The organism is Lysobacter daejeonensis GH1-9 (assembly GCF_000768355.1).
Lineage (GTDB): Bacteria > Pseudomonadota > Gammaproteobacteria > Xanthomonadales > Xanthomonadaceae > Aerolutibacter > Aerolutibacter daejeonensis.
Genome location: NZ_AVPU01000002.1, coordinates 102,050 through 115,537, shown reverse-complemented (window position 1 = coordinate 115,537; position 13,488 = coordinate 102,050). Strand labels below are relative to the sequence as shown.

Genomic DNA, 13,488 nt, shown 5'->3' with positions numbered 1-13,488 from the left:
CGTGATGACCATCGACAGGCGCACTGGCGGCCCCCTTCCCCCGGTCCGCTGTCGGCTGGCAGCGAACACGTCATCCGGATACTGCACGACATCGCCGGATGACAGCGCTGTCAGCATACCGCCCGGCGGAGGCAATGCATTTTGCAGTGCAACATCCACAACGCCGCGCCCGCCAAGCCGGTAACTGCCGCTCCACCAGAATGCTGCGGCCCGCACAAAGCAAAGGGGCCGGCAATGCCGACCCCTTTGGGGTACCCCAGGCGGATCAATCAGGCGCGCGAGTCGCGACGCTGACCACCACCGCCCGCACCGCGGCCACCCTGCCCGCCCCGATGCTGCTTCGGCCCGGCATGCGCATGGCGCGCAGCCGGCTTGCCGTGCGGCCGGTTGCCCGGCTTGCGCGGCGGCTGGTTGCCGCCGTTGCCGCGGCGCGGATTGGGGATGGCCGTGTCCAAGCGGATCGGGCGGCTCGGCGCGTAGCCTTCCACCTCGACCAGCTCGATGTCGGCCTTCAACAGGCGCTGGATCTGCCGCAGCAGGCCGCCTTCGTCGTGCGACACCAGCGACAGCGCCTCACCCGTGCTGCCGTTGCGGCCGGTGCGGCCGATGCGGTGCACGTAGTCCTCCGCCACCATCGGCAGGTCGTAGTTGATGACCAGCGGCAGGTTGGGGATGTCGAGGCCGCGCGCGGCGACGTCGGTGGCCACCAGGATGCGCACCCGGCTGGCCTTGAAGTCGTTCAACGCCTTCTGGCGCTGCGCTTGGCTCTTGTTGCCGTGGATCGCCGAGGCCTTCAGGCCGGCGTCTTCCAGTTGTTCAGCCAGTCGGTTGCAGCCGTGCTTGGTGCGGCCGAACACGATCGCCTGCTCGCCATGGCGCTTGGCCAGGATGTCGATCAGCAGGTCGCGCTTGAGCGCTCCGTCCACCGGATGCGCGCGGTGCGCGATGGTCTCGGCGATGGTGTTCTGCGCCGCCACTTGCACCTGCTGCGGGTTGCGCATGAACTCCAGCGCCAGCTGCTTGATCTGCGCCTCGAAGGTCGCGGAGAACAGCATCGTCTGGCGGTCCTTGGGCAGCTTGCCCAGGATGCGCTTGATCGCCGGCAGGAAGCCCATGTCCAGCATGCGGTCGGCTTCGTCCATCACCAGGATCTCGATCTCGTCGAGCTTGACGCTGCCGCGCTCCAGGTGGTCGATCAGGCGGCCGGGGGTGGCCACCAGCACGTCCACGCCGCGGCGGAACGCATCGACCTGCGGACCCATGCCGGCGCCACCGAAGATCGCGATGGTGTTCATGCGCAGGTGCTTGCCGTAGCCACGCAGGCTGTCGCTGACCTGCACGGCCAGTTCGCGGGTCGGGGTCAGGATCAGCGCGCGCGGGCGGCGGAAGCCCTTGACCGGGGTCTGTTTGGCCAGGCGATTGAGCAGCGGCAGGCCGAACGCGGCGGTCTTGCCGGTACCGGTCTGGGCGCCGCCCAGCACGTCATGGCCCGCCAGCGCCAGCGGGATCGCCTCGGCCTGGATCTGGGTGGGGGTGGTGTAGTTCTGCTCGACAAGCGCGCGCAGCAACGCGGGCGCAAGGCCCAGGGATTCGAACGACATCGGTAAAGCTCCATTTCGTCGCAAGCGCGCGGGATAGCCATGCGCCACGCGCACGGCCAGGAACCGGAGAACGGTTGCGTGATGACCCCAGCGTTCCCTTGAACCGCGCTGTGGGTGATCGGATGTGACGGCACCGGAAGCTCCGGACCGTGTCTGCGCGACGAAAGACGTGCGGGATAAAAGCCGCGGTCGCGTGAGGCACAAGGCCTGCGAGGCGGCGGGCATACCTGGGAAACGTACCCTTGCGGGAGGCAGCCGTGCGCTGAACAGGGCGGACTGTACGCTAACCCGCCCCGCTTGACCACCCAGCACCACCTTCCCGTTCAGGCAGGAGGCGCCCGACAGCGTCCATCACGCGTCAGCGTGCATCCCGGGGCAAGCCAAGGTGACGTGCACGCCAAACCGCTCCCAGACCTCGCCGGCAAGCGCCTCGCGGGCCTTGTCCTCGCCGTGCACCAGCACCAGCGGCGGCTTGGCGCCGAACTGCCCGTACCAGCCCAGCAGCCCCTGCTGGTCGGTGTGGGCCGACAGCCCACCCACCGTATGCACCTGCGCCGCCACGCGGTAGTCCTTGCCATGGATGCGCACCCATTTGGCGCCGTCCACCAGCCGCCGTCCCAGCGTGCCTTCGGCCTGGAAGCCGACGAACAACACGTGCGCGTGGCGGCGACCAAGGTTGTACTTGAGGTGGTGCACGATGCGGCCGCCGTTGGCCATGCCGCTGCCCGCGATGATGATCGCGCCGCCGTCCATCCGGTTGATCGCCATCGACTCCTCCGGCGATTGGGTAATGCGCAGGTTGGGCATGCGGAACGGGTGCGGTTTCGAGCGCCACACCCGCTGCGCCTCGGCATCGAAGAGGTCCTCGTGCCGGCCATACACGTCGACCACCTTGGCCGCCATCGGACTGTCGAGGAAGATCTTCCAGCGCGACAGCCCCCACTCATCCCAGTACTTGGCGAACCAGTAGAGCAGTTCCTGGCTGCGCCCCACCGCGAAGGCCGGGATCAGTACGTTGCCGCGGTCATGCCAGGCGCGCTCGAAGATCTCGCCGATCTCCTCCACGGTGGCCAGCCGCTCGCGGTGGTTGCGGTCGCCGTAGGTGGACTCCATCAGCACCAGGTCGGCTTCGGTAATGACCGCCGGATCGCGCAGGATCGGCGAGCCCTTGGGTCCGATGTCACCGGAGAACACCAGCTTGCGATCATCGCCCCATAGCTCCACGCAGGTGGAGCCGAGGATGTGGCCCGCCTCGCGGAACTGGATCTCCACCCCCGGCAGGATCTGCTCGCGTCGGTCATACGGCAGCGGCCGCACCAGTTTCATCGCCGCATGCACATCGTGTTTGGTGTACAGCGGCATCGCCTTGGGCTCGCCATGGCGACGGTTGCGGTTGGCGCGCTCCGCGTCGCTCTCTGCCAAGGAGGCGGCGTCCAGCAGCATCACCGGCATCAGGTCGGCGGTAGCGGCCTGCGCGTAGATGGGACCGCGGAACCCGCGGTGCACCAGCAGCGGCACGCGGCCGATGTGGTCGATATGCGCATGGCTGAGCACGAGGGCTTCCATGGCGGCCGGCTCGAACGGGAACGGCTCGCTGTTGCGCCGCTCGGCCTCGAAGCTGCCCTGGATCATGCCGCAGTCCAGCAACACCCGTTGCCCGGCGACTTCGACCTCATGCAGCGACCCGGTCACCTCGCCCGCGGCGCCGTGGAAATGAACGCGCATGCCCTGCTCCTGAATGGCCTGGAACCACGCTAGCACACCCCCCCGTGACCAATGACACCGGTGCTGGGCGCCAATCCGGGCTAATGTCGCCGGTGGCCCCGTGGGGGCCGCATCCCACTTGCCTGTCCGGCCGGAGCCACCGTGAACCAACCCAAAGTCCTGCTGCTGTCCCTCGCCATCGCCACCGGCCTGAGCGCCTGCGCGAAGAAGGATGAGGCCACCGCCACCGCCGATGCCGCCAAGCCGGCCGAAGCCGCCACCCTCACCCTCGACGAGAGCAAGCTGCCGGGCGTGAATCGCTTCCAGCTGAGCGATCTGGACACCACCAAGGACGCGTGCACCGACTTCGGCGGCTACGTCAACGGCAAGTGGCTGGCCGCCAACACCGTCCCGGGCGACCGCACCTCGTGGGGCGCGTTCGAGATGCTGGACGAGCGCTCGCAGGCCGTGCAGCGCCAGTTGGCCGAGCAGGCCGCGGCGATGAAGGACGCCAAGGGCGTGGAGAAGATCGTCGGCGACTTCTGGGCCACCGGCATGGACGCGGCCAAGATCAATTCGCAGGGCATCACCCCGATCAAGGGTGATCTGGACGCCATCGCCGCGCTCGACAGCCAGGACAAGGTCGCCGAGTACCTGCGCAGCACCGCCGCCAAGGGCCAGAACGTGCTGTTCGGGTTCGGCCCGGAAGCGGACTTCAAGGACCCCAAGAACAACATCGCCTATGCCATGCAGGGCGGCCTGGGCCTGCCGGACAAGGGCTATTACTTCGACGCCGACAAGAAGGAAAAGCTCGCCGCGTACGAAGCGCACGTCGCCAAGGTGCTGGAGCTGAGCGGCGTTGCCGCCGCCGACGCCGCCAAGCAGGCCAAGGACGTGATCGCGTTTGAAACGCGCCTGGCCAAGGTCTCCAAGTCGAGCGAGGAGCTGTCGCGCGACACCGAGCTGTACTACAATCCGGTCAGCCCGGCCGATGCGGACAAGCTGACGCCGAATTTCGCGTGGACGAAGTTCTTCGAATCGCAGGGCGTCGCGGTTCCGAAGATGTTCTCGCTGGCCATCCCTGCCTTCCACCAGGAAGTCAGCAAGATGCTGGCCGAGGTGCCCGCCGCGCAGTGGCAAAGCTACCTGCGCTTCCACACCGTCGACGGCGCTTCGCCCTACCTGGCCGACGCCTTTGCCGAAGAGCACTTCAACTTCTACAACAAGGCCCTGCGCGGCCAGAAGGAGATGAAGGAGCGCGGCAAGCGCGTGCTGGACACGATCGAGGGCGAGGCCGGCGAAGCGCTGGGCCAGATGTACGTCAAGGTCGCGTTCTCGCCGGAGTCGAAGGCGCGCATGGAGCAACTGGTCAAGAACCTCAGCGAGGCGCTCAAGGCCCGCATCGAGAACCTGGCGTGGATGGGCGACGAGACCAAGAAGAAGGCCATGGAGAAGTGGGCCAGCTTCACCCCGAAGATCGGCTACCCGGACAAGTGGCGCCCGTGGGACGGTCTGGCCACCGGCCGTGACAGCTACATCGGCAACGTGCTGGCCGCCAACGAATTCAACTACAAGTGGATGATGGGCAAGATCGGCAAGCCGGTCGACCGCACCGAGTGGGGCATGCCGCCGCAGATGGTCAACGCCTACTACAACCCGCTGCAGAACGAGATCGTGTTCCCGGCGGCGATCCTGCAGCCGCCGTTCTTCGACCCGAACGCCGACGACGCCGTCAACTACGGCGGCATCGGCGCGGTGATCGGCCACGAGATGACCCATGGCTACGACGACCAGGGCAGCCGCTTCGACGCCACCGGCAAGTTCGAAAACTGGTGGAGCCCGGACGATGCCAAGGGCTTCAGCGGTCGCACCGACAAGCTGGTCGCGCAGTTCAGCGGCTACGAGGCGCAGCCGGGCAAGAACGTCAACGGCAAGCTGACCCTGGGCGAGAACATCGCCGACCTCGGCGGCCTGGCCACGGCCTACGACGCCATGAAGAAGGCCGCCGAAGGCCAGCCCGACCCGAAGATCGACGGCCTGACCCGCGACCAGCGCTTCTTCCTCAACTGGGGCACCGTGTGGCGTCGCAACTTCACGCCGGAAGAGCTGACCGTGCGCCTGACCACCGACCCGCACGCGCCGGCCAACTTCCGCGCGATCGGCGCGCCGTCGAACCTGCCGGCCTTCGCCGCGGCGTTCTCGTGCAAGCCGGGCCAGCCGATGGTCCGCGAAGGCGACAAGCAGGTGGTGATCTGGTGAGTTGACGCGGGTCGCTGACCCGCACGCGTTTGGCCTTTTCTCGTCGGCCAACGGCGGAGGCCCGGGGTGACCCGGGCCTCCGTTTTCTTTTTGACGCCACGGCTTTGGCCCCTGGGGTTCCCCCTGCCGCGTGACGGCAGCGTTCAGGGTTGCCGGGAGGGCGTTGCTAGACTCCGTCCATTCCGCTGCAAGGACCCGTGAATGACCCCGCGCCCGCTTGCCTGCGCCTTGGCCCTCGGCCTCATCGCCACCCTCGCCCACCCCGCGGACGCCGCGAAAAGACGCGCCGGCAAGGCCTCGGCGCCCGCCGCCAGCATGGCATGCACCGACTTCTACACGCAGGCCAATGCGGACTGGCTCAAGGCCCACCCGTTGCCCAAAGGCGTGGGCGCGATCACTGCGCTTGGCGAACTCAACGCGCGCGCCTCGCAGCAGCAGGTGGACCTGCTCAACGCCGCCATGCGCCAACCGCAGGACAATGTGCAGAAACTGCTGGGCGACTTCTGGGCCAGTGGGCTGGATGAAGCCGCGGTCGAGCGCGACGGCGCCACACCGATCCAGCCGCTGCTGGCGCGCATCAATGCCATCCGCAAAGCCAAGGACGTCGCGCCCTCGATCGCCGCACTGCATCAGGTCGGCATCCCGGTCGCGTTTGATTTCGGCGCCGACGTCGACCTCGCCGACCTTGACCGCCACATCGGCTACTTCAGCCAGGGCGGACTGGGGCTGCCCGACCCGGCGTTCTACACCCGCACCGACGCGGCCACCACGCAAGTCATGGCGCGCTACCGCGACTACGTGCAGAAGCTGCTGGCGCTGACCGGCACCCCGCAGAAGCGACTTGCCGAAGAGGCCCAGCAGGTCATCGACCTGGAAACGCGCATCGCCCGCCTGCACCCGGCCGCGGCCACCGCATCGACCAACCCACGCATCCTGTACGCACCCGTGCCGACGGCGTCGCTTGGCAAGCAGTATCCGCGCCTGCAGTTGGACGCGTTCCTCAAGACGCAGGGCGTGAACGATGACAGCGTGTCGCTGGCCAGCCCCAACCTGTTCTCGCAGCTCGACGGGCTGATCGCCAACCTCAAGCCCGCCCAGTGGAAGACATACCTGCGCTGGCGCGTGGCCGACACCATGGCCCCGTACCTGTCCAAGTCGTTCCAGGACGCCAGCTTCGATTTCCGTGGCCGCCTGCTGGCGGGCCAGGACGCGCCGGCGCCCCGGCAACAGCGCGTGCTCGAGGCCATCAACCTGGCCGCGGGGCCGATGCTCGGCCGGCAGTACGTCACCGCCTACCTGCCCTCGACCACGCGCGACCGTGCCACGGAGATCGCCGGCCACGTGCGCGATGCCTTGATCGCCGCCGTCGAGCATGACAACCGCTTTGGTCCCGCGGCGAAGGCCGAGGCGAAGGCGAAGCTGGCCGCGCTGAAGATCGAAGTCGGCGCCCCACGCCGTGACCTCGACTACACCGTGCAGCCGATGGGCCGCGGCAGCTTCGGCAGCAACATGCTGATCGCGTCGACCTGGCGCCATCGCGAGGAAATGAAACGCATTGGCCGCGGCAACGCCGACCGCCGCTGGAACGTATTGCCACAGCAGCCGGCATTGACCTATGACGTGGCGCAGAACCGCCTGATCGTCACCGCAGCCATGCTGCAGCCGCCCGTGCTGGATACCAACCGCGACCTCGGCCGCCAGTACGGCGCATTGGGCGCGCTGGTGGGCCATGAGCTCAGCCACGCCATCGGTCCGCGCGGCCGCATGGTCGACGCCAAGGGCGAAGTGCGCGACTGGTGGACCGGCAACGAGGTGAACGCGTGGACGGATGTGGGCAACCGCATCGCCACCCAGCTCGGTCAGCGCACCTACCCGAGCCTGGGGAGCTCGCGGGTGGACGGCCCACGCGTGCGCGACATCGCCGTGGCCGACCAGTCGGGCGTGGAACTGGCATGGACGGCGTTCCGCAACGCGCAGCCGGCGGCCGGCAAGGACGCGCAGCAGGGCTTTTTCACCGGCTGGGCCGGCCTGTGGGCGGAGCAGCTTGACGCCGGCGTGGCCAGCGAACGAGCGCAGCACAGCGCCTATCCGCCGGGGGCGGCGCGCGCCAATGCCCCGCTGGTCCAGTTGCCCGCCTTCGGAACCGCCTACGGCTGCAAGCCGGGCCAACCCATGCAGGCCGCAGTCGCAGACCGCATCACGCTCTGGAAATAGGTCTAACCGCATGCGCCGCCCCGTGACGCGAGACGGCCATCGTGGGGCTCAGCGTACGATGCGCATCCGCGGCGGGCCCTTGCGACCAAACGGCGGCTGCCCACGCCAGTAGCGGATCAACAGCCAGCCGAACACCATGCCTCCCAAGTGCGCGAAGTGCGCCACGCCCGGCATGGTGTTGGTGATCCCCATGAGCAGCTCGATGACGCCGTAGACGATGACCAGCGTACGCGCCTTCATCGGGATCGGCGGAATCAGCAGCATCACCCGCTGGTTTGGGAACAGCATGCCGTAGGCCAGCAGCAGGCCGAAGATGCCACCCGATGCACCGACGGTGGGATACGCCTCGCCGCCCTGCGCCATCGTCCACCAGCCCACGCCCAACTGGAATGCGGCGGCGCCGACGATGCATGCCAGATAGTAGGTGAGGAAACGCTTCTCGCCCCAGGTGTGTTCCAGTGGTGCGCCGAACATCACCAGCGCCAGCATGTTGAAGGCCAGGTGCGCGAAGCCGCCGTGCATGAAACCGTAGGTCAGAACCTGCCACGGCAGGAAGCCGCCCTGCGCGTACGGGTCGCTGCCCGCATCCAGTGGCCACAGCATGAACGGCGCCAACGACACCTCGCCCACCACCATTTGCAGCAGGAAAACCAGTCCGTTGGCGATCAGCAAGGCCCGAGTGACGGGCGGCAGGTTGGCGAACATCGAGACTCCTTCGTGTCCGCACATGGTAGCCGCTGGCGGCCCTGGAAACGCCGTCAAAAAGTCTACGCTGGCAGATTCGCCAGCCCCTGTTCAGCCGGACATCGGCCCCCAGATCTGGTCATCCAGCGTGGGTGCCGCACGCTGTCCGCGGACGCGCCCGCGTTCCACCACCACGCCTTCGCCGCGCAGCCGAGCGCTCTGCTCCAGATACCCTTCCGAGCCGTCAGGGAACGCGATGCGGCCGTCCGAGCGCAGCACCCGATGCCACGGCAGGCTGGCATCGTCGTTGCTGCTGAGCAGCTTGGCCACCAGCCGCGCCCGCCCCGGCAACCCGGCCTGCCGCGCTACCTCGCCATAGCCGGCGACCTCACCCCGGGGGATGGCACGCACCGCCGCCAGGATCCGCCGGGCCGCATCTTCTGCAGGGGTGACCTTGGTCTTCGCGCGCATCGCGGTAGCATAGCCCCAAGCCCGCGAATGGAGCCGCCCGTGCGCAACTTCGAAACGATCCGCCGCCACATCAAGGCCTCCGGTTTCCACATCAAGATGGAAGACGAGGATGTCCTGTGCATCGAGCTGTCGCTGGAACAGGGCACGCGCCACCAGGCCATCTTCCTGTCCGAACTGGATGACGACGACGGCCGTCCGTACCTGCGGGTCAGCACCGCGGTGGCACCCACCACCGGCCTGGATGCGCGCCGGGCGCTGGTGTTCAACTGGGAAAGCCGGGTCGGCTACCTCGGCATAGGCGACCTGGACGGCGTGCCCTACCTGCAGCTTTGCGAAAACCGCCCCTACGACGGGCTCGATCCGGCGGAGGTCGATCGGCTGGTACTGGAGATCGGCGGCCTCGGCGACCGGATGGAGCGGATGATGTCTGCTGGTGGCGACCTGCTCTAGGCCCGCACGCGAGACAGCGGGCGTTGCGCTTCGCCCGCCGCAGCCCTAACGGAAAAGGCCCGCTTGCGCGGGCCTTTTCCGTCAAATCGGGGTTGGATCAACGCTGAACCGCGTCAGACCCAGCCCATGAGCAGGAACAACTCGTAGAACAACCAGGCCATGAAGCCGGCCGCCGGGATGGTGAGGATCCAAGCCCAGATCATCTTCTCGACCACGGTCCACTTGATCGAGTTGAAGCGCTTGGCCACGCCCACGCCCATGATGGCCGACGAGATGTTGTGCGTTGTCGACACCGGGATGCCCAGCGAGGACGCCAGCAGGATCACCGAGGCCGCACTGGTCTCCGCCGCGAAGCCATGGATCGGATGCAGCTTCACCAGCTTGTGGCCGAGCGTCTTGATGATGCGCCAACCACCAGCCGCAGTGCCGGCCGCCATCACGACGGCGCAGGTGATCTTGATCCAGGTGTCGATGTCGTTGTTGTCGATCGCGTTCTGCGACGGGTGCAGGAACGCCAGCCACGACGGTAGGTTGCTGAGCGTGCCGTCGGCCTGCGCCGCCACCAGGGTCAGCGCGATGATGCCCATGGTCTTCTGTGCGTCATTGGAGCCGTGGGCGAAACCCATGGTCGCGGCACTGGCGAGCTGCATCTTGCCGAACAGGCTGTTGACCCAGCGCGGCCTGGCCAGCCGGGCCAGCATGCCACCGCTGGACGCCATGCCGGAGATGATCGCGAACAGTATCCCCATCACCACGAAGCCGGCCATGAAACCCAGCAAGGGTGACGAGAACATCGGCACGATCACCTTCCACAGCACGCCCGCGCTCTTCCAGATCGGCTCCTTCGGCGCCGACCAGACAATGGCGTCGAAGTTGTTCATGGCCGCGGCAAACGCCGCGCCGCACAGGCCGCCAATCAGCGCGTGCGAGGACGAGGACGGCAGACCCAACCACCAGGTGATCAGGTTCCAGACGATGGCGCCCAGCAGCGCGCACAGGATCAGCTGCGAGGAGACATCGACCACGCCGGCATCGATGATGCCCGAGGCCACGGTCTTGGCCACCGCGGTGCCCCACAGGGCACCGACGAGGTTGGTGCCGGCGGCCAGCATCACCGCCTGCATGGGCGAGAGCACCTTGGTTGCCACGACGGTCGCGATGGAGTTCGCGGTGTCGTGGAAGCCATTGATGTACTCGAAGATCAGCGCCGCCGCGACGACGACGAGAACGAGGGTCAACATGGTCCCGCTCCCGTCAGGAATTCTTCAGCACGATCTCGTACGCCACCACGCCCGCCTCGCGGCAGCGGTCGATGGCCTTCTCCAGGATCTCGAAGAACTCCTTGAGCAGGAACATCTGCAGGTGGTCCAGCTTGCCGGAGTAGATGTCGCGGTACAGCTCGAGCATCAGACGGTCGGCCTCGTTCTCGATGGCACGGAGCTTGTCGTTGAGCTCCTTCATCGGCTCCAACTTCATGCTGCGCAGCGTCTTGACCATCTCCACCACCACGCCCGAGGCCTGTTCCAGCATCGCCGCGCGCGGCGCGAAGTCGATGTGGCCCAGGTGCTGGGTGGCAAGCGAGTAGCGGTCGGCGAACTTCTCGATCTGCTTGGGGATCTTGTACAGCGCCGAGCCCAGCGCTTCGATGTCCTCGCGCTCGATCGGGGTGATGAAGCTGTTGACCAGCTCCTGGCTGATCTTCTCCGACGCCGTGCGCTCGCGCTGGCGGGCCAGCTTGAAGGCGTTCAGTGCCGGCTCGCGATCGGCCGCCTTGAGCATGGCGTGCAGCGCCTTGGCGCTCTCGTGCCCCGCGGCCGCCGCTTCCTCAAGGAGGGTATAGAACTGGTTGCCTTGGCCGAAAATGGTTTGCAGGGAGAACATGCGGGGCCTCTGGGTGCCGGGGCTCGGGAGCCGGGTTATAGGGTAAGCGGGCGGAATTATGACGGTTTCGCGACGCCCGCGCTGCCCTCAAGACGCCGTGAAGGCCGGGCCTGCTAACATCGGAGCGCGGCACCCCCTGCCGTTTGCCTGCCCCTTCCATGGACGATGACCCTGCTCCGGCGCCTGCCAGCGCCCCCCTTCCAGCTCCGCTGACCGAACTTCGCAGCGCGCCCCTCCTGTTTGGCGCCGGGGAGCCCGGCTGATGCTGGAACTCCTGATCGTCCTAGCCCTCATCGTGCTCAATGCCTTCTTCGCGATGTCGGAGATGGCGCTGATGACCTCGCGCAAGCTGCGCCTCAAGCAGCTTGCGGAGACCAGTAGCGGCGCCCGCACCGCGCTGGCCCTGGCCGAACAGCCCGACAACCTGCTGTCCACCGTGCAGGTGGGCATCACCCTGATCGGAGTGCTGACCGGCGTGTTCGGCGGCGACGCCATCGGCCTGATCATCGCCGGCTGGCTGGAGGGCCTGTGGCCGGATGCCCGCGAGTACGCCCGCCCCATCGGCATCGGCACCGCGGTCGGCCTGATCACGGCGGCCCAGGTGATTTTCGGCGAGCTGATCCCCAAACGCCTGGCCCTGACCAACCCCGAGGGTATCGCCTCGGCGGTGGCCATTCCGCTCGACTGGCTGTCGCGCGCTGCGCGGCCGGTGGTCGCGGCCCTGGGTGCCATCAACCGCGGGGTGCTGCGCCTGCTGGGCTTTGGCGACGATGCCCGCAGCGAGATCAGCGAAGAGGAAATCCGCCTGCTGGTGACCGAGAGCCACGAGCAGGGCGTGATCGACGCGGACGAGCGCAAGATGATGAACCGCGTGCTGAGCCTCGGCGACCGCACCGCGGAAAGCCTGATGACGCCGCGCATGCGCATCACCTGGCTGGATGCCAACGCAACGCTGGAGGAAAACCTCGCCGCGATGCAGGACAGTCCGTTTTCGCGTTTCCCGGTGTATCGCGACAGTGACCAGGACGTGGTCGGCATCCTCGAGGCCAAGTCGCTGTTGCGCGCGCTGAAGCCGGGCGTGCGCCTGGACCTGTTTGCCGACTTGCGCGAACCGCTGTTCGTGTCCGAGTCCACCCACGCGCTCAAGCTGCTCGAGATCTTCCGCGAAGAGCAGCAGTCCATCGCGCTGGTGGTGGACGAGTACGGCGACGTCGCCGGCCTGGTCACCATCAACGACCTGATGGGCGCGGTGATCGGCCGCCTGCAGCCGGTGGAAGTCGATTCCGAGGCAACGGCCCCGGTGGTCCAACGCGCGGACGGCTCGTACCTGCTCGATGGCGCCCTCCCATTGGAAGACTTGCGCGAGTTGGTCGGCGGCGGTCGCCTCCCCGACGAGGACGAACACGACTTCCACACCGCGGCCGGCATGGTGATCGCCCACTTTGGCCGCATCCCGCACGTGGGCGAACACTTCGAATGGGCCAAGTGGCGCATCGAGGTGGTCGACCTGGACGGCCCGCGCATCGACAAGCTGCTGTTGCAGCGCCAGGTCGCGCCGGACGGAGAAGGCGATGACGCCGTCGCGGCCTGACCGGCACGCCCACGAGGTCGGAACCCGCGCGCTGCTGGACCTGATGGCCGGTGGCGACCCCGGTGACCGCCTTCGCCTGGGCGACCTGCTGGCGGGTCTGGGCAATCGCTCCTTTGGAATGATGTTGTTCATCGCCACCCTGCCCGCGTTCATCCCCATCCCGGGGCTCGCGGGCGCGATCAGTGGGCCGCTGGTGATGCTGGTGGGGCTGCAGTTGCTGGTGGGCCTGCGCCGCCCCTGGCTGCCGCGAGCCGTCGCGGAACGCGGCCCGCAGCGTTCGTCGCTGGTGCGTTTCCGCGATCGCCTGGCGCCTTGGCTCGACCGGCTGGAGCGCCTGGTGCGTCCGCGTGGCGAGGGCGTACTGGATGTGCGCCTGGCCGGCTGCTTCACCGGCTTGCTGCTGGTGCTGCTGGGCCTGCTGTTGTCGCTGCCGATTCCGTTCACCAACTTCCTGTTCGGCGCGATGCTGCTGCTGTTCGCGCTGGCGCTGCTGGAGCGCGACGGTTGGCTGATGCTGGTGGCATGGGCCACCGGGCTCATTGGTATCGCAGTGTTCGGCGTATTGTCGGGCAGCCTCGCGGGCGCGGCGACGCGCTGGATCGACCTGGCGATCTGAACCGGCGCCCCGGCGCC

General features: G+C 67.6%; 11 protein-coding genes. 5 read left to right on the top strand and 6 right to left on the bottom strand.

Annotated elements, in window-relative coordinates:
- Window positions 1–269 precede the first annotated feature (269 nt).
- Both N800_RS01670 and N800_RS01665 read right to left on the bottom strand, forming a co-directional pair.
- Window positions 270–1,601 (bottom strand): DEAD/DEAH box helicase, encoded by a 1,332-nt coding sequence (locus tag N800_RS01670; protein ID WP_036134090.1) that lies wholly within the window; start codon window positions 1,599–1,601, stop codon window positions 270–272.
- 351 nt (window positions 1,602–1,952) lie between these two features.
- Window positions 1,953–3,326 carry an MBL fold metallo-hydrolase RNA specificity domain-containing protein gene (locus N800_RS01665; RefSeq protein WP_036134088.1) on the bottom strand — a complete coding sequence of 458 codons (1,374 nt, stop codon included), beginning with the start codon at window positions 3,324–3,326 and terminating at the stop codon, window positions 1,953–1,955.
- Window positions 3,327–3,485: 159 nt separating this feature from the next.
- Here N800_RS01665 and N800_RS01660 point away from each other — a divergent pair, with 159 nt between their 5' ends.
- Together N800_RS01660 and N800_RS01655 are read left to right on the top strand one after the other, a co-directional pair.
- A complete protein-coding gene (locus N800_RS01660) occupies window positions 3,486–5,564 on the top strand; it encodes a M13 family metallopeptidase (protein WP_036134286.1) in 2,079 nt (692 codons plus the stop codon).
- Window positions 5,565–5,765: 201 nt separating this feature from the next.
- Window positions 5,766–7,778, top strand: a complete 2,013-nt coding sequence (locus N800_RS01655) for a M13-type metalloendopeptidase (protein ID WP_036134086.1) — start codon at window positions 5,766–5,768, stop codon at window positions 7,776–7,778.
- Window positions 7,779–7,826: 48 nt separating this feature from the next.
- Here N800_RS01655 and N800_RS01650 read toward each other — a convergent pair whose 3' ends face one another.
- Window positions 7,827–8,483 (bottom strand): rhomboid family intramembrane serine protease, encoded by a 657-nt coding sequence (locus tag N800_RS01650; protein WP_036134084.1) that lies wholly within the window; start codon window positions 8,481–8,483, stop codon window positions 7,827–7,829.
- Between the two features lie 90 nt (window positions 8,484–8,573).
- Window positions 8,574–8,933, bottom strand: coding sequence for an MGMT family protein (locus N800_RS01645; protein WP_052107801.1), 360 nt, complete (start codon window positions 8,931–8,933; stop codon window positions 8,574–8,576).
- A 39-nt stretch (window positions 8,934–8,972) separates the two neighbouring features.
- Between N800_RS01645 and N800_RS01640 the strand changes: the two genes are divergently transcribed.
- A complete protein-coding gene (locus N800_RS01640) occupies window positions 8,973–9,383 on the top strand; it encodes a hypothetical protein (protein WP_036134282.1) in 411 nt (136 codons plus the stop codon).
- Window positions 9,384–9,496: 113 nt separating this feature from the next.
- Here the strand turns inward: N800_RS01640 and N800_RS01635 are convergent, their stop codons facing one another.
- Together N800_RS01635 and N800_RS01630 are read right to left on the bottom strand one after the other, a co-directional pair.
- Complete coding sequence (locus N800_RS01635) at window positions 9,497–10,624, bottom strand: inorganic phosphate transporter (protein WP_036134082.1); 1,128 nt, start codon at window positions 10,622–10,624, stop codon at window positions 9,497–9,499.
- A gap of 13 nt (window positions 10,625–10,637) precedes the next feature.
- On the bottom strand, window positions 10,638–11,264 hold the full coding sequence (locus tag N800_RS01630) for a DUF47 domain-containing protein (RefSeq protein ID WP_036134080.1): 627 nt from the start codon (window positions 11,262–11,264) through the stop codon (window positions 10,638–10,640).
- 262 nt (window positions 11,265–11,526) lie between these two features.
- Between N800_RS01630 and N800_RS01625 the strand changes: the two genes are divergently transcribed.
- Together N800_RS01625 and N800_RS01620 are read left to right on the top strand one after the other, a co-directional pair.
- Entirely contained in the window at window positions 11,527–12,855 is a 1,329-nt protein-coding gene (locus N800_RS01625) for a hemolysin family protein (protein ID WP_036134078.1), read from the top strand.
- On the top strand, window positions 12,836–13,471 hold the full coding sequence (locus N800_RS01620; RefSeq protein ID WP_036134075.1) for an exopolysaccharide biosynthesis protein: 636 nt from the start codon (window positions 12,836–12,838) through the stop codon (window positions 13,469–13,471). The genes N800_RS01625 and N800_RS01620 overlap by 20 nt, the downstream gene beginning before the upstream one ends.
- Window positions 13,472–13,488 lie beyond the last annotated feature (17 nt).

Excerpts from the sequence above, each read along its gene's own strand:
- N800_RS01670 (WP_036134090.1), bottom strand. The coding sequence starts at position 1,601 with ATGTCGTTCGAATCCCTGGGCCTTGCGCCCGCGTTGCTGCGCGCGCTT.
- N800_RS01625 (WP_036134078.1), top strand. The coding sequence starts at position 11,527 with ATGCTGGAACTCCTGATCGTCCTAGCCCTCATCGTGCTCAATGCCTTC.
- N800_RS01630 (WP_036134080.1), bottom strand. The coding sequence starts at position 11,264 with ATGTTCTCCCTGCAAACCATTTTCGGCCAAGGCAACCAGTTCTATACC.
- N800_RS01650 (WP_036134084.1), bottom strand. The coding sequence starts at position 8,483 with ATGTTCGCCAACCTGCCGCCCGTCACTCGGGCCTTGCTGATCGCCAAC.
- N800_RS01655 (WP_036134086.1), top strand. The coding sequence starts at position 5,766 with ATGACCCCGCGCCCGCTTGCCTGCGCCTTGGCCCTCGGCCTCATCGCC.
- N800_RS01620 (WP_036134075.1), top strand. The coding sequence starts at position 12,836 with ATGACGCCGTCGCGGCCTGACCGGCACGCCCACGAGGTCGGAACCCGC.
- N800_RS01665 (WP_036134088.1), bottom strand. The coding sequence starts at position 3,326 with ATGCGCGTTCATTTCCACGGCGCCGCGGGCGAGGTGACCGGGTCGCTG.
- N800_RS01635 (WP_036134082.1), bottom strand. The coding sequence starts at position 10,624 with ATGTTGACCCTCGTTCTCGTCGTCGTCGCGGCGGCGCTGATCTTCGAG.
- N800_RS01645 (WP_052107801.1), bottom strand. The coding sequence starts at position 8,933 with ATGCGCGCGAAGACCAAGGTCACCCCTGCAGAAGATGCGGCCCGGCGG.